The following is a 23,146-nucleotide window of genomic DNA, read 5'->3' on the forward strand; positions in this document are numbered from 1 at the left end:
ACCACAGCGCTCATCCCAAACGCTTACGGAACCTCAATGAAGCGAGCAACACGCCTCCCAGGGTGAACGCCCCCAGCCAAAAGGCATCTTTAGCCAACATCAGGATATCGGCCTCACGCAGGACTATGGCGCGCACCATACGCATAAAGTGGGTCGCCGGCAGCGCTTCGGCTATCCACTGCGCCGCAATTGGCATAGCTTCGTAAGGAAACATAAAGCCTGACAACAGAATAGAGGGCAACAGGATAAATACCGTCAGCTGCATCGCCTGCAATTGGGTCTTGGCAATAGTGCTGATCACCAGGCCCAGGCTGAGGCTGGCAAAGATAAACAGCAAAGAGGCCAGCAACAAGCTGTCCAGACCTCCGCGCACAGGCACACCGAACAGGAAGTGGCCCACGCTGAGAATAATACTCACCTGAATAAGCCCCACCAGCACATAGGGGATGATTTTCCCCACCATCAGCTCCATGGGTTTAACCGGGGTGGTGATCAGAAACTCCATATTGCCCTGCTCTCTTTCCCTGACAATGGCAGCAGAGGTGAACATGATCATTGTCATGGTCAAAATCACCGCCAGCAAGCCGGGCACTATGTTAACCACTGTGCGCTGCTCCGGGTTGAAATACTGCACCACCTCAAAGCTTGGCACCCGGTTTTGGCTGCTGAAACCGGCCACCTCATCCAGCGGCATGCTTCTCAGGCTACGAATCGCGGCGGCGATAACCGTATCCGAGCCATCCACCAGCCACTGGGCCACGGGCCGGGTAAGCTGGCTGTCGCTTTGACGACGGTCGAAGGCTGGATGATTCACCAGACGGGCATTGAGATCCGCCGGCAAATAGAGCACGGCGCGCACTTCTCCCGAGGTGATGGCCGCCTCGGCCTGTTCGATAGAGGCGTATGTTGCCTTGAAGTCCACCACCTGGGTGGCCTTTACCGCCTGCACCAAGGCCCGGCTGTAGCTGCTGGCGGACATATCCACCAATCCGGCGGGCAGATGCCTGGCATCGGTATTGATGGCGTAGCCGAACAGCAACAGCTGCACCAGAGGGATCATCACTATCATGCCGAAGGTCATCCTATCCCGCGACAGCTGCCTGAGCTCCTTGAGCATGATTGCCAATATCCTAGCCCACATGTCGACCTCCGGTGCAGGATACAAACACATCTTCGAGACTGGGGCGCGCCATGGCGAGCTTGTGCCCATCGCAATAGGGGCTGAGAAAGGCGATGGGATCTGTGTCATCACGCCGCACCAACACCCTGAGCCGGGTGCCTACCTGAGCGGCAGAAACAACCTCAGGTAAGGCCACCAGCTGCTGCTTGAGCGCCCTTAGCTGCTCACCGCTCACTTCCACCACGCTGGCGCCCATCTGCTGCATCAATTCGGCCGGGGAGCCATCGGCCCGCTTGGCGCCGCGCTCCAGGATTGCCAATGCATGGCAGCGCTCCGCCTCGTCCATGTAGTGGGTTGAAACCAAAATAGTGGTCCCGGCGGCGCAGAGATCGAACAGCCGCTCCCAAAACTCGCGGCGGTTTTCCGGATCGACCGCCGAGGTGGGTTCATCGAGAAACAAGAGCTCGGGGGAGTGCAGTGTGGCGCAGGCCAGTGCCAGACGCTGCTTCTGGCCACCACTCATGGAGCCGGCCAACTGAGACTCCCTGCCCTCTAGGCTATACAGATGCAGTAGCTCTTCAATGCGCGCCTTGCCGCGGCGGCCGAACAGGCCATAAATACTGGCGACAAATCTGAGGTTCTCCAGCACAGACAGATTATCGTAGAGAGAGAACTTCTGGGTCATATAACCTATACGTTGCTTGAGCGCCTCTTCGTTACCGGCAAGCGGCTCTCCCAATACGGTCACCTCACCGGCATCCGGCAACAACAGGCCGGTAAGCAGCCGGATCGCAGTGGACTTGCCGCAACCGTTGGGACCAAGAAAACCGTAAATGCTGCCACGGGGGATGGCAAGACTGAGATTATCCACCGCGGTCAACTCACCAAAGCGCCGGGTCAGTCCGTGAGCTTCAATGGCTAGGGGAGCTTCAATGGCCAGGGAAGAATCAATGGACAAGGTGGCTTGAATGGCCGAAGAAGCACAGGCATCAGCTGACTGAGTCATGGCAGTCGTACCTCCAGCGCCAGCCCTGAGGGCAGAGACTCGGCGCCCTCGACATCGATATCTGTCAGATACATCAATCTGGCACGATCGCGCTCATTAAGGGCATAAAACGGAGTAAAGGCAGGTTGAGAACGGATATTTCTGACAGTGCCGTTGAGCGGCTGCTCCACCCCATCGACCCAGACCTCCAGCTTGTCGCCGCGGGAAAGCTTACTGATGGCCGTTTGCGGCAGATAGACTCTGGCATAGGGTTTATCCAGCGCCAAAAGCGCGACAAGTTGAGTGCCCTGAGCCACTCGATCGCCCCTCTTCCAGGGCAATATGTCCACCTCTGATGCCAGCGGCGCCCTGAGACTGAGGTCGTCCAAGGCTTTCTCCTCGGCCTTGAGCGCCGCTGCTGCGGCAGCCACTCTGGCTTCGGCCTGGACCAGTTGTTCGCTGCGGGTACCGTTTTCCAGTTGCAGCCATTGTTCATTGGCCTGCTCGACCAAGGCCTTGGTGTGATCCCGCTCGGCGATGGCCGCATCCAACTCCGCCTGCCCCACCACTTTGGCGGCAAACAGCTCGCGGGTACGCTGATATCTGAGTCTGGCTTCGGTCGCGGCTGCCGTTGCCGCCTCTATGGCGGCTCTGGCCGCCCGCCGCTCTTCTACCCTGGCACCTTGTTGCAGCTCATCGAGCCTGGCGCCGGCCTCAGCCAGTTCGGCGCGGCGCTGTGCCACTCTGGCTGCCGCGCTGCGGCTGTCCAATTGCAGCAACAACTGCCCCGCCTCGACCTTGTCACCCTCGGCCACATGGATATCGGCTATCTGCTCGGCAACGGGGGCTGAAAGCTGGATACGATCCCGCTCCAGTGTGCCCATGGCGCGGCTTTTGTCGCTGTCGCCACAAGCTTGCAACAGCAATAGTGTCGCTGTCAGTATCAGGGATATCTTGTTCATTGGGGTTCCTCACTGCCTGGGTTGGCGGCAATATCCTGGCGCAATAAGCCTTGATGCAGGACTTTGGCATTGTGCTCTGCCAGCTGTTTGAGCCAGGTTTCGTTCAATTCGACACCGAAGTCCCGCATCAGATGGGCCGGGGCGATCAGCGGAAACACCATCAGGCTGACAAAACTCAGCCGCGCCAAGGTAGGGTCCAGGTTGGGATTAAGGCCTTGATGTTGCCCAAGCTGGCGGATCCACAGCCTCGAGCGGCTGAGCATGTCACTGAATACGCTGGCAAGGGCATCGAAGGCTTCACTGCCTTCTCTGTGATTCAACACCTGGATGATAAGCCCGGGCAAGGCCGGGTTGGCAGCCATGGCGCGGTAATAGACCTGCATCAGCTCAAATGGCCCGCCAAAACCTGGCTCGGGTCTTTTCTTGCTCGAATCAAGACTCATCTTGCTGGGCTCAAGGCTGTTATTACCAAGCTCAAGGCGGCTATTGCTGGGCTCAGGGCTGTTTGCAGAGCCCTCACTGGCAGATTGATGACTTTGCGCGGCATTGTAATGTTTGAAGGCTTCCAGCACTGGAGCGATTGTGTCTCTGACCATGGCCTCAAACAGGCCTGCCTTGGAGCCGAAGTAATAACGGATCATCGCCGCATCCACTCCCGCCTTGCGCGCCAACTCTCGGGTGGAAACCCGCTCATACCCCTTCAGGGTAAAGCAACTGCGCGCGGCTTCTATCAAAGCATCCCTGGCCCCTGAATGGCCTTTAGGACGACCGGCTGTGGCTTTCATCCCCTGCTCCTCAAAAATTCCTCTTGTGATGAATATACTCAGTTTAGTGCTTATATGGCAGTGAGTTAATTCTCCATTCGTGCCTATGTTGGGGAATTTAGTCGGCCCAGTTAAGAGGATATTTGAGCAAGCTTGCTCCACCGTCTTCGACTCCCGTCCTTTACCTCTCCGCCGACGGAGCCAATGGGAATTCCGTCACTCTTGAGCAAATCGCTCTCAACTCAGCCACTCTCAAATCAGTCGCTCCCAATGCTGTAAATGCCGTCTTTATCCGACCAATTTATGGTTATCGGTACAGGCTTCTAATCAGACCAGTTACATCTTTACATAAATCAATTGAGAATCATTTGCATTTGTATTTGAGTGCATGCTAATTTGTCGCCGCTGTCGTTGAGAAACGGATGACAGCAAAAAAGGAATGGCCCAGGGAAAGGCCGAAGTAGTTCCTGTCCCTGGGTGACTTGTCATTGATGACTGACCTCATGTCAGTCGCAAAGGAGGCAAAAGTGACACACCCCAGCATGGAGCCTGAACAGGCGAGCAATGACCCGAGCTATGATGCCGCCGGCCACCTGCCGTTCGCTCCCCACACTGAACTCTTTGGTATCGCACCCGAACACCACTACTCCCGCTTGATGCAACTGGGCATGGATACCCTGAAACACCGCCTTGAACGGCTGGATGGCCCCAGCAGTGGCATTCGCCCCGAAGAGCTGCAAAGCGCATTTTCCGATATCAATCTCGACCGCCCCCTCGGGGACATGAAGCAAGTTCTGGCCGAACTGGACAAGCTCTATCTCAGCCACGCCATCTACTTCCAACACCCTGATTATCTGGCCCACCTCAACTGCCCTGTAATGCTCACATCCTTGTTGGCCGAGCAGTTGAGTTCTGCCATCAATACTGCGGTGGAAACTTGGGATCAGAGCGCCGGCGGGACTCTGATTGAACAGAAGGTTATCGACTGGGCCTGCGAGCGCGTGGGATATCAAGGATTTGCCGACGGTGTCTTCACTACCGGCGGCACCCAGTCCAACCTGATGGCGCTGCTGCTTGCCAGAGAGTTGGCCGGCAGCCTTGAGCCGGGTCACAGAGGCAATGTTCTGGCCGGCCTGGCTGCCAATGCCCGCCGCTACCGCATTCTCTGCTCTGAATTCAGCCATTTCAGCATTCAAAAAGCAGCCGCACTTTTAGGGTTGGGACACGAGGCGGTTGTGAGTGTCGGTTGTGATGCCAATCGGCGCATGGATCCCAAGGCACTGGCGGGCAAACTCAGGCAGCTCAAAGCGGCAGGACTGATCCCCATCGCCGTGGTCGCTACCGCTGGGACCACTGACTTTGGCGCCATAGATCCCATAGCGCCCATTGCTGCCCTTTGCCGCGAGTTCGGCTGTTATCTGCATGTGGATGCGGCCTACGGCGGCGCCTTGTTGCTGTCACGCACTCAGCGCCAACGCCTCGAAGGCATAGAGTTGGCCGACTCTGTCAGCCTGGATTTCCATAAGTCCTTCTTCCAGCCCGTGTGCTGCTCGGCGCTGTTGGTCAAGGACAAAGGCGTGCTCGGTTACCTCACCTACCATGCCGATTACCTCAACCCTGAGTCCCAGGCCCAGGCCGGAGTGCCGGATCTGGTCAATAAGAGCCTGCAAACCACCCGCAGGTTTGATGCCCTCAAGCTGTGGCTGAGCCTGAGAGCCGCCGGGCCGGATGCCATAGGCGAAATGTTCGACACCCTGATTGCCACCACAGCCGAGCTTTATGAAAGCTTTAGCCGTTTCCCCGAGTTGCAGACGGCGCAGCGCCCGTCGCTGACTACCCTGGTGTTTCGCTTCAACGACCCGGCACTCGGCAGCGCCGAATTGGATGAATGCAATCGCCATATCCGTGCCCGTCTGGCCCGTGAAGGCCGCGCCATGATTGCAGCGACCAAGGTGGCCGGCAGCCAATATCTCAAGTTTACCCTGCTCAACCCTCACACCCGTCTCGAGGATATCGAAGCCGTATTAACCGACATCTGCAAAATCGGTCGCGAGCAGGCCCGTCACTACAAGACCAGCGCGCTTTGCAGCGCCTGAGGAGGAACTGATGCAAACCAAAGTCTACGATATCCTGGGCATAGGGATAGGCCCCTTTAACCTGAGCCTGGCGGCCCTGGCCGAGCCGCTTGACGGTCTTGAGTGTCTGTTTGTCGATGCCGGCGCCGGTTTCGACTGGCATCCCGGCATGTTGCTGGAATCGTCCAGATTGCAGACCCCTGTCATGTCGGATCTGGTGACCATGGCCGATCCCACCAGCCGCTACAGCTATTTGAACTTCGCCAAACAAACCGGCCGACTCTACAGTTTCTATATTCGCGAAAGCTTCTTCCTGCCGCGGCAGGAATATAATCTCTACTGCCAATGGGTCTGCGCCGAGCTGAGTAACCTTAAATTCAATTTCAAGGTCACCCGGGTCAGTTTCGATGCCGAAACCGACACTTATCTGGTCAAAGGGCAGGACAGAGTCAGTGGCCAAGAGCAGAGCCTGCGCGCCCGTCACCTGGTGCTGGGAACCGGTACCCAGCCCTGGATGCCCCACTTCTGCCCCGGCGCCGACAAGCGAGTACTGCACTCGGCCAACTATCTGCACCGTAAACAGGCGCTGCAGAGCCAAAATGACATCACCATAGTCGGCAGTGGCCAGAGCGCGGCAGAGATCTTCGAAGATCTGCTGCTGGATATCGACAAATACGGTTATCGCCTGCGCTGGCTCACCCGCTCGCCAAGATTCTTCCCGCTTGAGTACACCAAGCTGACTCTGGAGATGACCTCGCCGGAATATATCGACTATTTCCACGCCCTGCCCGAGGCGCAGCGCCGCGAACTTATCGGCTCACAGAAGAGCCTCTATAAGGGGATCAACGCCGATCTGATCAACAGCATCTATGATCTGCTTTACCAAAAACGCCTGCACTGTGATTTTGATGTACAGCTGCTGACCAACACGGCACTGCAAAGCGTTCACAGCGACGGACAGCAACTGCTGCTGGGTTGCAGACATACAGAACTTGAGCAGGAGTTCGAGCTGACCAGTTCGGCACTGGTGATGGCCACCGGCTACTGCTACCGATTGCCGGACTTTCTCGAGCCGCTCCACTCGCAGCTGCTGTTCGATCAAAAGGGCGATCCCGATGTCCAGCGTCATTATCACATAGACAAGGCCGGGCGAATTTTTGTTCAGAACCTGGGGCTGCACACCCACGGGCTGTGTTCGCCGGATCTGGGAATGGGCTGCTATCGCAACGCCACCATATTGCGGCAGATCCTGGGCAAAGCACCTTACGAGATAGAGCAGCAAATTGCCTTCCAGAGCTTTGGTATTCCCAAGCAAGACGCCAGTGCGCCCAAACGCCGGCACAGCAGCAATCAAGCTCTGCAGCGGGAGGCCAGCTGATGGCCTCTCAAACAGCAGTTAATCCGGCTGCCGACACAGCCGGCTTCAGCGCCAGATACGGCTTTGCGCCGGGCAAGCGCCTCAAGGTCAACGACTTTGATTTTTGTGCCTATCGGGAAAGCGAACACTTTGACACCCTGAGCGACTGGCTCGGCCGCGACTATGCCGCCTTCTGGGGCATGCAATCCTTAACGCCCACCGAGCGCCGCGTTGAGCTCGCCCCCACTGCAGATAAGTTTGGCCTGATGGCCTATCGCGACGCAGAGCCTGTGCTCTATACCGAGCTGTACGATCCCCGCTTTGATGAAGTGGGCCAACACTTTGACTGCCAGCACGGCGATTGCGGCATGCATTTGCTGCTGGCTCCTCCCACTAAGCCGCAGCGCGGTTTCAGCCGCCAGGCCATCACGGCTGTGGTGTCTCTGATACTGCAGCATCTGGGCTTTGCCCGCCTGGTGGTAGAGCCGGATATCAACAACCAAAAGATTCACCCGCTGAACCGTGCGGTAGGCATCTGCTACAGCCACGCCATTCAACTCGAAAACAAACAAGCCATGCTGGGTTTTTGCACCCTGCCTGGGTTCAGTGCCGCACTGGCAACAGGAGCCACACAATGACAGCATCCATTATCGAACAGACTCGTCTCAGCCATCTGACGCCTGCCATCTGGAACCAGGCGAGCCGCCATCTGCTGGCGAAAATTCTCAGTGAATTCAGTCATGAAAAGCTAATAGCGCCAGAGCTGTTATTGCCAGCAGAGGCAGAGCAAGAGGCCTGTTGGCAGCTCAAGCTGGATACCCGGGATGGTCAGCTCTGCTACCGCTTCAGCGGTCGCCGTTATCAGCTGGATCACCTGCAGATAGCGCCGGATTCCATCGAGTGTTTCAAAGATGGCGAGCAGCAACAGCCGGACGCCATGCTGCTTATCATCGCCCTCAAGGAGAGACTCGGCATAAGCGATGCATTGCTGCCCACTTATCTTGAAGAGATCACCAGCACCCTCTACAGCAAGGCCTTCAAACTTCTGTGGCAGGCAAAGCCGGTGCAGGAGCTGGTGGATTGCGACTATCAGCAGATAGAAGCGGCCATGACCGAAGGCCATCCTGTGTTTGTCGCCAACAACGGCCGCATAGGTTTTGATGTCGATGACTGGCGGGCCTTTACGCCGGAGAGCGGTCAACCGTTGCAACTCGAGTGGCTGGCGGTCAGCAGTGAACATACCAGCCTGGCGCTGATAGCCGGGCTCGACTATCGCCAACTGCTGCAAGATGAGTTGGGCGATGCTTTGTTGCTCAGATTTGAGCAGAAGATCCGGCAACAGGGCAAAAACCCGGACGATTATTTTCTGATGCCCGTTCATCCATGGCAGTGGCGCGAAAAGATCAGCCGCATATTTGCCGCCGATCTGGCCCGTGACCGCCTCATTCACCTGGGACAAGGCCGTGATGAATATCAGGTGCAGCAATCCATCCGCACCTTCTTCAACCTGAGCCAACCCAAGCGCTGTTACGTGAAGACGGCGCTGTCGATTCTCAATATGGGCTTTATGCGGGGTTTATCGCCCTACTACATGAGCCGAACCCCGGAGATCAATGCCTTTGTCGCCGAGCTTATCGACAGCGACCCTTTCTTTGCCAATCAAAGATTTGTGCTGCTCAGGGAAATCGCCGCCATAGGCTATCACCACAGATACTATGAGCAGGCGCTGGAGAAAGACACCCCCTACAAGAAGATGCTCTCGGCACTGTGGCGTGAAAGCCCTTATGCTCTCAGCTTCCAGGGCGAGCCTTTGGTAAAACCCGGACAGCAACTGATGACCCTGGCGGCCCTGCTGCACCAGGACAATCAGCAGCAGAGCCTGCTGGCGGCGCTTATCGAGGCTTCCCCCCTGAGTGCCCACGACTGGATGAGCCGGCTGCTGGATCTTTACCTTACCCCCTTGCTGCACGCCTTCTTTGCCTACGATCTAGTGTTTATGCCCCATGGCGAGAACCTTATTCTGGTGCTGGATGACAAGGTGCCTGTCACCATATTGATGAAGGACATAGGCGAAGAAGTCGCAATTCTCAACGGCAGTGCGCCGCTGCCGGGACGGGTGGCGCAACTGGCGGTCTCGCTCGAAGAGGAGATGAAGCTCAACTACATACTGCTGGATATTTTCGACTGCATCTTCCGCTTTATGGCGCCGCTGCTCGATAGCCACACCAGCCTGAGTGAACAGGGATTCTGGAGCCTGGTGGCCGGAAAGGTCCGTGATTATCAGGCTTCCCACCCCCAGTTTGCCGATAAGTATCGCCGCTACGATCTGTTCCAGCCGACCTTTGTCCGCACCTGCCTGAACCGGATCCAGCTCAACAACAACCAGCAGATGATAGATCTCGAAGACAGGGAGAAGAACCTGCGCTTTGCCGGCGATATCGACAATCCGCTGCACCCCTTTGCCGCCAGCCACAGCTTTGGCGTGACACCCACCCAGGCCGAGTGTCTTGCAGACCCGGCCTTGTAAACCTTCCAGGAAGTAACAGGAAAATGGACACAAATATGCAAACCCTTAATGGCTTCAGGCCGACCCCCATCGCCCTTCTCTGTTCTGTGCTATTGAGCGCCCCGGTGTTCGCTGCCGACAAGAGCGAAACACAGGAGAAAGAGATGGAGGTACTGACAGTGGTCGGTGCCAAGAGCCAGCCCATGAGCTACAAGGCAAGTGACATGAGCACGGCCACCGGCATGAAGCTCTCGTTTCTCGAGACGCCGCAGTCTGTCACAGCCGTCACCGCCAAGGCCATTGAAGATCAGCAGCTCAACTCTGTCATTGATGTCATGACCAGTGTCGCCGGAATAAATGCCCGCCCCTCGGACAACGACAGATACTCCATCAGCGCCCGCGGGATCTCGGTCAGCAGCATTCTCTATGATGGCGTGGCAACCACCTATGACACCCGCTTCAACTATGGCGATAACCTGATGGACAGCGCCCTATACGAGCGCATTGAAGTGGTGCGCGGCGCCACCGGCTTGATGCTGGGTGCCGGTAGCCCTTCTGCCGCCATCAATTTGGTGCGAAAACGGCCCACTGCCGAGTTTCAGGGCAGTGTCAGCCTGAGCAGCGGCTCCTGGGACATGCTGCGCGGCGTGGTCGATCTCTCCGGCGGCCTCAATCAGGATGCCAGCATCCGTGGCCGGGTGGTGCTGGCCTATCAGGACAGGGAAAACTGGCAACACAGATATGAGCAGCAGCGGCAAACCCTGTATGGCATCCTGGAAGCGGATCTGGGAACCAATACTCTGCTGACCCTGGGCAGTGATTTCCAGCATACCAGGCCGGAAGGCACCATGTCCGGCGGCTTGCCGCTGTTTGACAGTGACGGCAACCGCACCAATTACGACCGTCATGTATCCACCGCCCCCAGTTGGGCCTCCGCCAAGACAGATGCGCTCAACGGCTTCGTGACTCTGGAGCACCACTTCAACCCGGATTGGAGCCTAAAAGGCAGCTATATCTATGGTGACAACAGCCTGGAGTTTGATGTGCTCTGGCCAACAGGGAACCCGGATCCTGTCACCAATGAGGGCATGGTCCCCGGCTCTTTGGCCTTTATCGACGGCAGTCGCACTCAGCACACCTTTGATCTCAAGCTGAGCGGCAACTTCAACGCCTTTGGCCGTAACCACCAACTGGTGGCCGGTGCCAATCAACAAAAACAGGATTTTGCCAACCCCTACTATGGCGCTCTCGGTGCCAAACCGCCTCTGGGAGACTTCCGCCAGCCCGGCTTTGATTACCCAAAGCCGCAATGGAGCGATCAGGTGCTCTACGGCTCCTGGGGCGAAACCAAGCAACAGTCTGTCTATATCGCTTCCCAGCTTGAGCTGACCGATGCCCTGTCCATGGTACTCGGTGGCCGCCTGGATAACTGGGAAACAGATCAGGATAACTTTGGTGCCAAACATGACTATAAGGTCGATGGTGAGTTCACCGGTTATCTGGGGCTGACCTATGCCCTGAGCGACGAATATGCCCTGTATGCCAACTACACGGACATTTTTACCCCGCAAAGCAAAGTTCAGGCCGATGGTCGTTACCTGGACCCCATCAAGGGCAGCAACTATGAGGCCGGGATCAAAGCCAGCCTGTTCGATGAGGCGCTGGACTTGTCGTTGGCTGCCTTTGAGATCCGTCAGGACAATGTCGGTGAGCAAACCGGCGAAAACCTGCCCAACAGCACTATCCCCATTTACCGCAGTGTCGACGGTACCAAGACTCGCGGCTTTGAGTTTGAGGTCAACGGTTCCATCAATGACAACTGGGATCTTTACCTGGGCTACACCCAGTTTGATACCGAAGATCCCAAAGGGCAAAAGATCAACACCACCAACCCGGAGCGGCAACTCAAGCTCTTTACCACTTATGAATTCGATGGCTGGCTTCACGGATTGCAGCTGGGCGCCGGGGTCAACTGGCAGAGTCGCATCTATAGCCAAGTCTCAAAACCGGACAAGAGTAAAGTCGAAGTGGAACAAGGCAGCTACGCCCTGGTGAAGCTGATGGCGAGATACAAGTTCAATGAACAGTTGAGTCTGAGAGCCAATCTGGATAACGCGCTCGACAAGAGCTATTACAGCCAGCTCGGCTTCTATAACCAATTCCAGTATGGCGCGCCGCGTAACTTCAGCGTCACCCTGGACTACCGTTTCTGAGCCGCGTTATGCCGTGAAACTATCCATAATAAGGAGCGCCCCGCACTGCGGGGCGAATAACAAGTATGTTGTGTGAAGCAAGGCGCCTGTTGGCGCTTGTCGTGTTTCTGAGCCTGGGGCTGACGGGCTGTTATGACCATCCGCAAACCAAAGCCCAAACACCGCCGCAAGACGGTTATCCGGTTTGCATTACCACGGCCCACGGGACCAGCTGCATCGAGTCGCCGCCCAAGCGCGTGGTGACCCTGGGAGCCGGGGCCGAAGACTGGACCCTATCCTTAGGGGTTGTCCCCATAGCCATTGAACCCCATTACTGGGGCGGCGATGCAGAGGGTTATCTACCCTGGTTTCGCCAGGCATTGGAAGCGCAAGAGCTGCCGCTGCCCGCCATCATCAGCAGTTACCCCGAGCTGGATGTGGAGCGATTATTGGCGTTGAAACCGGATCTTATTCTGGCGCCCCAGTCCGGTATCACCCGCGAAAGCTTTTTGCAGCTGAGCGCTCTGGCCCCCGTCATCGCCTATCCGGACAAACCCTGGCTGACACCGGTTAAGCAGCAGGTGGAACTGATAGCCAAGGCACTCGGTAAAGAACTGCAGGCCGAAGCGCTTTTGAAACAGCAACGGGCCTATATCGCCCGAGTCGCCGCCGAAAATCCTGAGTTCAATGGCGTGCGCCTGGCCTATATCAATGCCGCCAGTCGAGTTGGCAATCTCTCGGTTTATGTCACAGGCGATCCCAGAGTGGATCTGCTGTTGGCGCTGGGGTTTGTATTGCCGCCACAACTTTCCGGGCTCAATGCCAGCCGAGGCCACTTCGCCGCCCACATAGGACTGGAGCGCGCCGACATGCTGGACGATGCCGAGCTGCTGCTCAGCTGGTACAGCTCGGACAAGGCCAGAGCCGAGGTAGAAGCCATGGCGGTTATCCGTCGTCTGCCCGCCATGCGCCGCGGTCGGTATCTGGCAATAACCGACCCGGCGCTGGTGATGGCCAGCTCCTACGGCTCGCTGCTAAGCGTTAAATGGGCTATTCCCAAGCTGGTGCCGCAACTGCAACAAACCCTGGCAGAGCAAAAAGAAAACCCTCGCCAATACCGGCATCAAGACACACAGACAGACGCAGATACAGGCGCGCCATCGAATAAAAATGGGAGGCCGGGATGACACACCCAAAAATCTTTCTGCAACATGGAGCTACCCAGTCCCAGAACCGTCTTGGACGTAACGCGGTAACCCTGCTTGGGCTGCTGACGATACTGGCGCTGCTGGTATTGGCCAACCTGCTCTTTGGCGCCCGCACACTACCGCTGACTATGCTGGGCAAGCTCTGGCAACCGGCCGCAGACGATCATCTGTCGCTGGTGTTACAGGCAAGGCTGCCAAGATTGCTGTGCGGCATGTTGGCCGGCATGGCATTGGCAATGGCCGGTTGCGTTATCCAGGCGCTGTGCCGCAACCCCTTGGCGGATCCCGGCCTGCTCGGCGTCAATGCCGGCGCCAGCGCCTCTCTGGTCACTCTGGGGCTATGGAGCGCAACAGCGGGTTTGAGTCTCTTCTGGCAGGCCTTGCCCGGAGCGCTGCTGGCCAGCGCCTTGGTGTATATGATGTCCAGGGCGCAGCAATCCCAGGGGCAATCCGCGGCGGTCAGGCTGATCCTGGCCGGCGCCGCCATCAGCGCCGTGCTCGGGGCCTATGTCCAGGCCAGAGTGTTGCTGAACCCGCAGCTATTTGATGGTTTCAGGTATTGGATGGCGGGCTCCCTGTCCGGGCTGGGCTGGCCGGAGTTTCATGCGCTCTGGCCCTATCTGCTGCCCGCCGCGGTACTCTTGTGGCTGCTGGCGCCGGCGCTGAATCTGATGCTGCTGGATAATCATACCGCCAAAGCGCTCGGTGCCTCCCAGGGCTGGCAGGGGCTGCTCGCCTGGCTGGGTGCCACCTTGCTGTGCGCCGCAGCCACCGCCATTGTCGGCCCGCTGGCCTTTGTCGGCCTGGCCAGTGCCCATCTGGCCAGGCGTTATCTGACACTCAATTTCCGCCTGCTATTACCGGGAGCCGCTTTGATAGGCGGCGCCATGGTGTTATTGGCAGATCTGTTGGCGCGGGTATTGATGCCGCCGGCCGAGCTGCTGACCGGTATCATGGTCGCCCTGCTGGGAGCGCCGTTTCTGTACCTGATGGCCCGAGGGCAAAACCTGAAGGAGGCGTCATGAACCACACCCGTTTTCCCATCTGGCAATGGGGCCCGATAACCTTAAGAGCCCCCTCATCCGGCGCCATTGGAGCCGCCTTGCTGGCCGTAGTCCTGCTTGGCGCTGCACTGCTACTTAGCCTGATGCTGGGACATCAGGGCCTGGCGCCGGTGAGCCTTGCCAAGGCCTTGTTTGCCGAAGCCTCCGACTATGAAAACTGGCTTTTGTGGCAATCACGCCTGCCAAGGGCACTGTGTGCCCTCGGCGCCGGCATGGCGCTGGGGCTCTCCGGCGCCGTGTTTCAAAGCCTGAGCCGTAACCCTCTGGGAAGCCCGGATATTCTCGGGGTCAATGCTGGTGCCAGTGCCGGCGCCGTCCTCTGGTTATTATGGCTGCCGGAACTGCCATTGCTGCCCGGCGCCCTCTTGGGCACTGGGGTTGTGCTCCTGCTGTTTTTCGCAGGGCTCGGACGCCAATGGCAGTTTTCCCGCAATCTGGTGCTGATGGGCATCGCCATCAACGCCTTTGCCATCGCCCTGGTGCAGTTTGTACTGACACTGGTGCAAAGAGAGCAGGCGCAGCAGATGCTGGGGTATCTGTCCGGCAGTCTGGCACACCGCACCTGGGGTGATGTGCTGCTGATAACCTCAGTACTACTGCTGGCATTGCCCGCTCTGTTGCTGCTCTCCCGCCGTCTGTCACTGCTGGCTTTGGGCCAGGAACTGGCTCAGGCGCTTGGTAACCCGGTGCGCCAAAGTCAAACACTGGCGCTGCTGTTTGCCACCTTGCTGGCCCTGGGAGCCGTACTCTGCGCCGGCCCCGTGGCCTTCGTCGCCTTGGTGGCGCCGCATCTGGCCCGCTTTGGCAATCGTCAATTGGCACTGCTGCGCTCGGCGCTGATAGGCGCGCTGTTGCTGCTCGGGGCCGACACCCTCACCTTATTGCTGCCGGGCAACCAAAGGCTGCCGGTGGGCGTATTGACCGCCCTCATCGGCGGCGCCTATCTGGCGCTGCTCTTGAGCCGCGAAATCCGGGGACAACCGCAACTGGCCAAGGGACTAAAAGGAGAAAGATCATGACCCAATACCCTGACTATGACATAGCCCTCAGTGGGCATGAGCTTTATCTCGAGTACGGCCAGCGGCCCATCATAAGCGCCATGAACCTGGCCATCCCCAAGGGTAAGCTGACGGTGATCCTTGGCCCCAATGGTTGTGGCAAGTCGACCCTGCTCAAGTGTTTGAGCCAGGTACTGCCGCCCACACGCGGCCAGGTCATCTTGGGTCACACCCCCTTGGCGCAGTTGAGCAACAAGGCCAGAGCCAGAGAGCTGGCACTACTGGTGCAAAAGCCTGAATTGCCGGAAGGAATAGATGTGCAGGAGCTGGTCAGTCGCGGCCGTTACCCTCATCAGAGCCTGTGGCACCAATGGTCAGAGCAAGATGAACTGGCGGTTTCCCAAGCCCTGGCTGCCACAGGGTTAACCACACTGGCACAAAGGCCGGTGGCCGAGCTCTCGGGCGGCCAGCAACAGCGTGTCTGGCTGGCGATGGTGCTGGCGCAGCAAACCGACTTGCTGCTGCTCGATGAACCCACCTCGTTTCTCGATATCCGCGCCCAGCTGGCAGTACTCGACTTTTGCCGGGCGTTGGTGGATCAGGGTCGCACCTTGGTATTGGTGCTGCACGACATCAACCAGGCTCTGCGCTACGGCGATCACTTGCTGTTGATGCGTGACGGCAAGTTGATTGCCGGCGGTGCGCCTGAATCACTGTTGACCGAGGCCCTGCTGGAACAGGTGTTCGATATCAATGCCAGCATAATCACAGATCCCGAGGCCAACTGCCCGATGATTATCCCAAGACCCAGAGCAAAGCCCAGAGCCGCCGGGCACCATGGCGGGGAGGATTCGACCAACAATGCCACCGGAGGACTGCCGTCATGGGAATGAGTATTGCCAGCGAGCTCAACCAACTATTGGCACAAAAAGCCGCCTTCTATGGCGAGCACTTCAAAGCCATAGAGAGTCTGGAGCAGTTACCCCAAGAAGCCATCAGCTTGAACTCAGTCTTGAGCCAGGCACATTACCCGGCGCTGCTGCAGCAATTTGCCCTGAGTTATCAAGCCAAGGTGTCCACGACTTGTGCCACAAAGCCCGAGATAGACGCCCGGGCACTGCACTCCATGTGGAGCCAGTGGTTTTTCGGTCTGCAACTGCCCCCCCTGCTGCTGTGGCTGTTTGCCAGTCAGCCCGGCAGCGCACTTAACCGCGCCATTGCGGCTGCAGCTTGCAGCGGCAACTGGTACCTTGAACCTTTTGATAACGGCCGGGCGGAAACCTTCTATCTGCTGCTTGATGCAGATGTCAGCCATCCGGCTCCCGCCGGGCAACTTGCCAGTTGGGAAAGCTTACTCGAGCAGTTGCTCATTCCCATTGTCGAGCGCCTGGCAGAGCTGGGCCCAGTGCCATCAAAGCTGCATTTCAGCCATCAAGCCTATATTGTGCATTGGTATCTGGGTGAGTTGTCACTGCCCGTCAGTTGGCGACAACAATTGATAAGAGAGATGTTCGAGCAAGCTGAGCTGCAGCCACGTACCTATGTTACGCCGATTGCCCATCCGTTTTGGCGAAAGCTAAGGCTCAAGCAGCAGCAAAGCCCGCGTATCGCCTGTTGCCTGCGGCACAAGCTTCCCTGCACCCAAATGTGCGCCGATTGCCCGCTGGATAAAGATGGCCGCAAAGGCAAAGGGCAAAAGGCCTGCGGTTAGATTACGGCTCAATGCCTTTTGGTGGTTATCACCTGAGCCTTTCGATGGAGAAATAAAATGTTGGCCAAAAGAAAAGCAGCGACAAGTCGCTGCTTTTCTTATTGCAATCCTGGCTATTTAAAGGATTCAGGCCGGGAGTAGGCCCAGACGCTTAGAGGCTCAGGCTGACACCGACAAAGAAGGCACGGCCTTGCAGTATCATATCGCTGTTGGTGTCTTCCTCGGCCGGTTGCTCGTCGGTAAAGTTGGTTACCCCTGCGCGTAGTTTCAGGTGATCGTTCACCCGATAACTGCTGCCGATATCGAAGCGGCTGTAGCCATCCTGACGCACGGCACTGCTATCCAAATATGAACCGAAATAGTTACCGGCAACATACAGCTGCCAATCGTCGGTGAGATACCAATCCAGTTGCACATTGGCACTCTGGCGTGGACGACCAGTGAGTTCATCACCGTCACCTGTCTCGGTATCGAGATAACTGTAGTTTGCCTTGAGACCGAGATCCGCCGTGATATCCACGCTGGCGGTCAGCTCTACCCCTTGCAAAGTCACCTTGGATTCGTTGTAGTAAGTACGGGTTGGGCTGGAGCCATCCCAAGCCGAAACCGTGATCAGATCTTCCACCTTGTTATGGAACAAGGTTGCAGACAGCTCATAGGAAGGCTGACTCCACAAGGCTGCCAGCTCATAGTTGACACTGGTTTCGGGCTCAAGATCTGCATTGCCCACTACAGTACAAGCGCCGCGGCAACTGACTGAAGAGAAAGTCGGAGATGATTCAAACAGTGCCGGAGCCCTGAATGCCGTGCCGACACCACCTTTGAGCACCAGTGAATCCGAAGCACGGTAAACCAGATACGCCCTGGGGCTGAAATGGCTGCCGTACTTTTCGTTGTCTTCGTAGCGGCCGCCGAGGGTCAGGGTGAAATCATCCAGGAAATCGAACTGATCCTGAATAAACAGCGAGTATTGTTCAACACTGTCACCACCGGTAAGTGGATATTGCACAGGATCGTCGACTTCAGTTTCAAAGTACTCGGCGCCGACTGTCCAGTCCTGCTGCCACAGGTTAAAGAAGGCTGAGCCTCTGAAGGTAGTGTTTTTCTCTTCGATGTCGCGTCCCAGAGGGGGCTGCAGCGAATAGCGACTGTTGTAGTCGTAGATATCCGACTTTTCCAGGTTGGCCAAAAGCTCGGTGCCACCCCAGCTCCACTCGCCTCTGTGAGTCAGAGCAAAGGTGTTGCGCTCTATCTTCTGCTCGCGTTTTGAATTGGCAGCAAAAGTGGTCAAGGGCACCTTGTCATTATCGTATTGATAATCCAAGTCCAGCGATTGATTGTCTGCCAACTGCCAGGTGAGCGAGCCATAGAGCTTGCGGGTCTTGCGCTCTTCTATGGTGTCCTGATTCGGGGTCAGTTCGGGCATCAACCAGGCGTCCTGCTCGGCCACCTCTGCGGTGAACATCAGCCCCAGATTATCTGTGAGTTTGCCCGAGCCAAACAGGTTGGTACGACTGCGATCACCGCCCTCGCCGTCCTGCATCCAACTGTACTCGCTGTCGAGTACCAGTTGCCAGTCATCATCTGGCGCCTTGGTGATCACGTTGATGACCCCGCCAACCGCATCTGAACCATAGAGAGCCGACATGGGGCCGCGGACAATCTCCACCCGGGAGATGGCGTCGATGGGGATAGCGGTCAAGTCAAAGTTACCGCCGCGCCACAGACCATTGGAAGAAGAAACCCGCTTGCCGTTGATCAACATCAGTACATAGTCTTCATCCATACCACGGATATAGATGCTGTTTCGGCCCGAGTCGTTGGTCACCACATTCACACCGACGCTGTTTCTCAGCACATCCCCCAGATCTTTGACCGGCATCAGCTTAATCGCTTCGGCATCGATCACCGAGATTGAGGCAGGTGCAGTGCTGAGTTGCTGATCCTTGGCACTGGCAGTAACGACCATATGCTCCATTTCACCTTCATCTGCCTGGGTATAACCACTGACAGCCATGGCGACCAGGCTCAAGGTAAGCAGTTTGCGGCACTTATCCAGTTTCATTCTATTCCCCCGATTATCGCGGCGACGATTGCGCCTTGTAAGTTATTGCTTTTGGGTAAATCCAGGTAAAGCCCCTGGTTCCATGGCGCGAAAAAGTAGCATAATCTTTACAACATAGGAATGATATTGGTTATCATTTACAATGTAATGATACGAATGTGAGCCAGGCCACTCAAAAGCCCATCAGGGCTGAATTTCAAGCTGAAAATGTCACCTTTACCGAGTAAAAATTTCCATGAAAAAATCACTGTTTATCTCTCTGACGCTATTGTTCGGTCTGCTGGTAGGCTGCAGCGCCCAAAGCCTGGATAAAGAAGCCGCCGGGAAACAACAGCGACTGACGCTGAACTCCAATATATTGGGAGAATCGCGGGAAGTATTGCTGCGTCTTCCCAAACACTGGGACGCCAGGCACAGCAAGAGCTTTGCCCGTTATGTGATCCTGGATGCCGAGCAGCAGTTTGAGCATCTTGCACCCATGCTGGACTATCTGGCTTCCGGGGTTAATCCTGCGATACCTGAAGGCGTCATAGTCGGCATCATCAACCGTAACCGTATTCGTGACTTCACGCCGGTGAAACTGGAAACACTACCCGGTGGTAGACCCGCAGGGCCGCTTTATCAGCAATCGGGCAATGCCGGCGCTTTTCTCGACTTTCTCGACCAGGAACTTAACCCCTGGCTGAATACCAGGCTTGGGCAGCCCGGCCCTACTGTGCTTATCGGTCACTCTTTTGGGGGCTTGTTGGCACTGGAGGCGCTGCGCCGGCAACAGCCTATGTTCAATGCTTACCTGGTGCTGGATGCCAGTCTCTGGTACGACAGCCCGACTTATGCAAATGAGCTCGAGCAGGCACTCACTCAGGGCAAGCTAACAGGCAAGCCCCTGTACATGGCGATAAGTAACCAGGCCACCACCCCCGGACTTGGCCGCAATGACTACCACAAACAGCGAAATCTGGCGCTGGCCAAACATCTGTCGGCGCTGCCGTCTCAGCAACTTATATTTCACAGCGAGTTCTTCAGTGACGAAGATCATCACTCCCTGCCTCACATAGGTGTCTATCAAGGTATTCGCTGGCTGATGCACTCGCAACAGTTGGATATATACGCCGAGGATTTCAGCGTGACTGAAGTGGTCAGTCGCTTCACGCACTTGAGCGAGAGCCAGGGTATTGAAATCAAGCCTCAGTATCATGCACTCAAAGGCTTGCTGCGCCAGGCACAAAGACAAAAGCTTGCTCAACAGCAGCGGATATTGACCCAGCTTATCGAGCATTATTACCCCGGCTCCACCCTCGAATGACTCATCCATCATTCAATGGCAACAAAAAAGCGGCAACCCTGAGGTTGCCGCTTTTTCAAGATTTGAGCTGCCTGGCTGAGGCTTAATCCAAAAACGCTTCTTCGTCTTTCTCTACCGGAAGTGATTCAATCACTTCATCCTGCAGTTGGTAGTAAGCATCTTGGTACTCATGAATTTCCATAACAACTCCAGTCTATTCTGTAGGGTACGGGGCGTATCTTTTTCTTGGATTCCTGTTAAGTTCAGGTTCCGACGACACTTTATGCCCGATTCCGGCTTTTCGGAGCCTTAGGTGTTTCCCCTAAGGCGGCGCCAGTATAACAGGGCTAGAGAAGGAATTACAGAAAACTTTCACTTTCGTTACCCCAAACTGGTAAAACCACCTTCAAAAGCTCAAATACCCACCGGTTATGTAGGAAGCGCTGAAAGACTTTCAGTTTGATATGCCCCTGGGTTCTGAGGCGAAATTTTTTAAACACATTGGGTCTAGCGGCGGGCGCTGCAACTGCTATTGCTTAAAGGAGGCCTCCCCGGCCCGTAAATCAGCAAGAGGACGACGCCATGAATCATATTGTCGACTTTGAAGCACGAACCCTCGCCACCCTGCTGGCCAGTGGCGATATATTGGGAATGCGCATGTTTATGGAAAGGATGCAGATGCCCTTGGATGTCCAGGACAGGCTACTGCATCAGGCATCCGGCTTGAGCAGTTTTGATGTTGAAGGCATAGCCGCCCTGTTGGAAGAAGGCGGCCAATCCCTGATCTCTGAACGCCTCAGTTATTGAGTATCCGAGCCCGGTTCTCCCTCATAGCGATACAGCAACACCTTCAATGCCCTGTCAGGATCCCGGTCTGCAAAGGCCGGTGGGTTATCCAGCTGTTTGACAAACTCAAGTTCTGGTGCGGCGTCACTGACCTGGCTCTGCAAAAACGCTCTGTCCAGCTCAGGCGCATTGAGACAGAGCAACAGCTCGGCGCCCGGGTTCAAGAGTTGCGGCAGATGACGCAGCAATCGCAGATAGTCTTTGGTTGCCACAAAGCTGCCCTTTTGGTTGCTGGGCGGATCGACAATCAGCAAGTCATAGGGCCCGAGTTTTTTAAGTTTGCCCCAGGATTTGAATATATCATGCCCCAGAAAGCGGGCGCCGGCAGTAAGCCCATTGAGCAAATGGTTTTGCTTGCCGATGGCGAGCGCCCCTTTACTCATATCCATATTGACCACCTCATCGGCGCCGCCCTTGAGAGCCGCCACCGAAAACGCACAGGTATAGGCAAACAGATTCAGTACTTTCCGCTGAGCACTGTTGGCCATCACCCACTCGCGGCCGTTTCGCATGTCCAGGAACAAACCATGATTCTGGCCCCGTAACAGATGCAATTGATAACGGCAGCCAAGCTCGCTGGCCAGATGTGGCTCGGGTATCTCGCCGGCAATGAGCTCGGTGCGGGTCTGCCCGGCGGCGCGGTATTGATAGACCAGATTCAGTGCCAGCCCCAAGGCTTGCCAGCGTAATTGCAGACGCTCGGTAACCAGCGCCAGTTCTTCCGGCGTCAGGGGTTTAAAGGCGGTCAGCAACACCACAGGCGCAAACCAATCCAGGCATAAGTGCTCAACGCCTGGATAACGGCCACCGCGACCATGAAACAAACGGCCACACTCATCGCCTGGTGTCAGGTCGATGATGGCTTCCAAAAATAACTGCATGAAATCCTCAACTTCTTATTTCTGCCTTTATTCGGCATCGGATGCCGCTTCTTTATCGGCATTTTCCCGCACGGCAATACTGGCATCGTCCGAGAGCAAGATTGCCAGCCAACTGCCACTCTGGCTCGATTCCAGAGCTATCTTGACTATCATGGTCAGCGGTACGGACAGCAACATGCCGACCGAGCCCAAGAGCCAGCCCCAGAAGATCAACGACAGGAATACCACCAGGGTGGACAGCCCGAGGCCGCGCCCCATGAATCTGGGTTCTACCAGATTGCCCATTACCATATTGGTTGCCAGATACAGGGCGGCAACCCCGCCGGCACCCGCTGTGCCCAGCTGCACAAAGGCCAGCAGTACGGCCGGGATGGCGGCGATGATAGAACCGATATTGGGAATATAATTAAACAAAAAAGCCACTACGCCCCAGAGCAGCGCATAATCCACCCCCATCAGCGCCAGACCGACACCGACAATAACACCGGTTGCCAGGCTGACCAGGGTCTTGATCACCATGTATTGGTTCACTGATTGCAAGAAGCGCTCAATCTGGGATAAACGCATCTCGGGGTCATCCAGCGCCAGATGCACCTTACGCGGCAAAGATTGTGCCTCAAACAGCATAAAGACTATGGTCAGCACGATCAGAAACAGGTTGGCCATGACATTGCCCACGCCGGAAAGCGTATTGGTGGTCAAAGACAAGGCCATGCCGGGGTCCAGATAGGCCAGCACCTTCTCTTTGGAGATGTGAATATTCAGCTCCTTGAGCTTGTCCAATATCCAGGCAAATTGCTCCACCAACTGCGCCCGGTATTGAGGCAATTGCTGGGAAAACTCATTGATGGAACTGCCCACCACAGAGGCCAGCCAAAGCCCAAGTAACAAAATGATCGCCACCAACACAAATACAGCCAGGGCTCGAGGCACGCGGTAACGACTCAGGGCATTGATGGCCGGGCTGCAGATAACCGCAATAAAGGCTGACAACACAAAAGGCACCACTATGGCGCTGGCGGCCTTAATTCCCGCCAGCACTATGACCAGGCAGGCCATGACAGCAAATCCTTTCAACGCCATGGACGGACGATAGGCTGATGACATAATTGAAATTCCTTGTTGAT

Annotated in this window: 19 protein-coding genes; 12 read left to right on the top strand and 7 right to left on the bottom strand. The window is 56.5% G+C overall.

Annotated elements, in window-relative coordinates:
- Positions 1–10 precede the first annotated feature (10 nt).
- The 4 genes from N512_RS0110195 to N512_RS22770 are packed head-to-tail and all read right to left on the bottom strand — an operon-like array spanning position 11 to position 3,852.
- Complete coding sequence (locus tag N512_RS0110195; RefSeq protein WP_028780262.1) at positions 11–1,141, bottom strand: ABC transporter permease; 1,131 nt, start codon at positions 1,139–1,141, stop codon at positions 11–13.
- A complete protein-coding gene (locus N512_RS0110200; RefSeq protein WP_081737133.1) occupies positions 1,131–2,126 on the bottom strand; it encodes an ABC transporter ATP-binding protein in 996 nt (331 codons plus the stop codon). Before N512_RS0110200 ends, N512_RS0110195 begins: the two co-directional genes overlap by 11 nt.
- Entirely contained in the window at positions 2,123–3,067 is a 945-nt protein-coding gene (locus tag N512_RS0110205; RefSeq protein ID WP_028780264.1) for an HlyD family secretion protein, read from the bottom strand. Before N512_RS0110205 ends, N512_RS0110200 begins: the two co-directional genes overlap by 4 nt.
- Positions 3,064–3,852, bottom strand: coding sequence for a TetR/AcrR family transcriptional regulator (locus tag N512_RS22770; RefSeq protein ID WP_051472752.1), 789 nt, complete (start codon positions 3,850–3,852; stop codon positions 3,064–3,066). The genes N512_RS0110205 and N512_RS22770 overlap by 4 nt, the downstream gene beginning before the upstream one ends.
- 506 nt (positions 3,853–4,358) lie before the next feature.
- On the opposite strand from N512_RS22770, the gene N512_RS22775 reads away from it, so the two are divergent.
- The 10 genes from N512_RS22775 (at position 4,359) to fhuF (ending at position 16,942) form a co-directional block, all read left to right on the top strand.
- Positions 4,359–5,927: a pyridoxal phosphate-dependent decarboxylase family protein gene (locus N512_RS22775; RefSeq protein ID WP_197021448.1), complete on the top strand. Its 1,569-nt coding sequence runs from the start codon at positions 4,359–4,361 to the stop codon at positions 5,925–5,927.
- A 10-nt stretch (positions 5,928–5,937) separates the two neighbouring features.
- Positions 5,938–7,284, top strand: a complete 1,347-nt coding sequence (locus N512_RS22780) for a lysine N(6)-hydroxylase/L-ornithine N(5)-oxygenase family protein (protein WP_051472753.1) — start codon at positions 5,938–5,940, stop codon at positions 7,282–7,284.
- On the top strand, positions 7,284–7,901 hold the full coding sequence (locus tag N512_RS24055) for a GNAT family N-acetyltransferase (RefSeq protein ID WP_025010688.1): 618 nt from the start codon (positions 7,284–7,286) through the stop codon (positions 7,899–7,901). The genes N512_RS22780 and N512_RS24055 overlap by 1 nt, the downstream gene beginning before the upstream one ends.
- Complete coding sequence (locus N512_RS22790) at positions 7,898–9,790, top strand: IucA/IucC family protein (RefSeq protein ID WP_081737135.1); 1,893 nt, start codon at positions 7,898–7,900, stop codon at positions 9,788–9,790. Before N512_RS24055 ends, N512_RS22790 begins: the two co-directional genes overlap by 4 nt.
- Before the next feature lie 35 nt (positions 9,791–9,825).
- On the top strand, positions 9,826–11,982 hold the full coding sequence (locus N512_RS0110235) for a TonB-dependent siderophore receptor (protein WP_443018269.1): 2,157 nt from the start codon (positions 9,826–9,828) through the stop codon (positions 11,980–11,982).
- Between the two features lie 65 nt (positions 11,983–12,047).
- Entirely contained in the window at positions 12,048–13,148 is a 1,101-nt protein-coding gene (locus N512_RS22795) for an iron-siderophore ABC transporter substrate-binding protein (protein WP_081737136.1), read from the top strand.
- The gene (locus N512_RS22800; protein ID WP_051472754.1) at positions 13,145–14,194 is read left to right on the top strand and encodes a FecCD family ABC transporter permease; all 1,050 of its coding nucleotides are present in this window, start codon (positions 13,145–13,147) and stop codon (positions 14,192–14,194) included. Before N512_RS22795 ends, N512_RS22800 begins: the two co-directional genes overlap by 4 nt.
- Positions 14,191–15,252: a FecCD family ABC transporter permease gene (locus N512_RS22805; RefSeq protein WP_051472755.1), complete on the top strand. Its 1,062-nt coding sequence runs from the start codon at positions 14,191–14,193 to the stop codon at positions 15,250–15,252. Before N512_RS22800 ends, N512_RS22805 begins: the two co-directional genes overlap by 4 nt.
- On the top strand, positions 15,249–16,124 hold the full coding sequence (locus N512_RS22810) for an ABC transporter ATP-binding protein (protein ID WP_051472756.1): 876 nt from the start codon (positions 15,249–15,251) through the stop codon (positions 16,122–16,124). The genes N512_RS22805 and N512_RS22810 overlap by 4 nt, the downstream gene beginning before the upstream one ends.
- Positions 16,115–16,942 carry a siderophore-iron reductase FhuF gene (gene fhuF, locus N512_RS0110260; RefSeq protein ID WP_081737137.1) on the top strand — a complete coding sequence of 276 codons (828 nt, stop codon included), beginning with the start codon at positions 16,115–16,117 and terminating at the stop codon, positions 16,940–16,942. Before N512_RS22810 ends, fhuF begins: the two co-directional genes overlap by 10 nt.
- A gap of 151 nt (positions 16,943–17,093) precedes the next feature.
- Here the strand turns inward: fhuF and N512_RS0110265 are convergent, their stop codons facing one another.
- Positions 17,094–19,007 carry a TonB-dependent receptor domain-containing protein gene (locus tag N512_RS0110265; protein WP_028780267.1) on the bottom strand — a complete coding sequence of 638 codons (1,914 nt, stop codon included), beginning with the start codon at positions 19,005–19,007 and terminating at the stop codon, positions 17,094–17,096.
- A gap of 235 nt (positions 19,008–19,242) precedes the next feature.
- On the opposite strand from N512_RS0110265, the gene N512_RS0110270 reads away from it, so the two are divergent.
- Positions 19,243–20,313, top strand: a complete 1,071-nt coding sequence (locus N512_RS0110270; RefSeq protein WP_028780268.1) for an alpha/beta hydrolase — start codon at positions 19,243–19,245, stop codon at positions 20,311–20,313.
- Positions 20,314–20,874: 561 nt separating this feature from the next.
- The gene (locus N512_RS0110280; protein ID WP_025886758.1) at positions 20,875–21,099 is read left to right on the top strand and encodes a hypothetical protein; all 225 of its coding nucleotides are present in this window, start codon (positions 20,875–20,877) and stop codon (positions 21,097–21,099) included.
- On the opposite strand, the gene N512_RS0110285 is transcribed toward N512_RS0110280, so the two are convergent.
- Positions 21,093–22,019 carry a class I SAM-dependent methyltransferase gene (locus tag N512_RS0110285; RefSeq protein ID WP_028780269.1) on the bottom strand — a complete coding sequence of 309 codons (927 nt, stop codon included), beginning with the start codon at positions 22,017–22,019 and terminating at the stop codon, positions 21,093–21,095. The genes N512_RS0110280 and N512_RS0110285 overlap by 7 nt on opposite strands.
- A gap of 27 nt (positions 22,020–22,046) precedes the next feature.
- Positions 22,047–23,126 carry an AI-2E family transporter gene (locus tag N512_RS22815; protein WP_037474734.1) on the bottom strand — a complete coding sequence of 360 codons (1,080 nt, stop codon included), beginning with the start codon at positions 23,124–23,126 and terminating at the stop codon, positions 22,047–22,049.
- Positions 23,127–23,146: the final 20 nt, after the last annotated feature.

This window comes from Shewanella sp. 38A_GOM-205m, assembly GCF_000518445.1.
Classification (GTDB): domain Bacteria; phylum Pseudomonadota; class Gammaproteobacteria; order Enterobacterales; family Shewanellaceae; genus Shewanella; species Shewanella algae.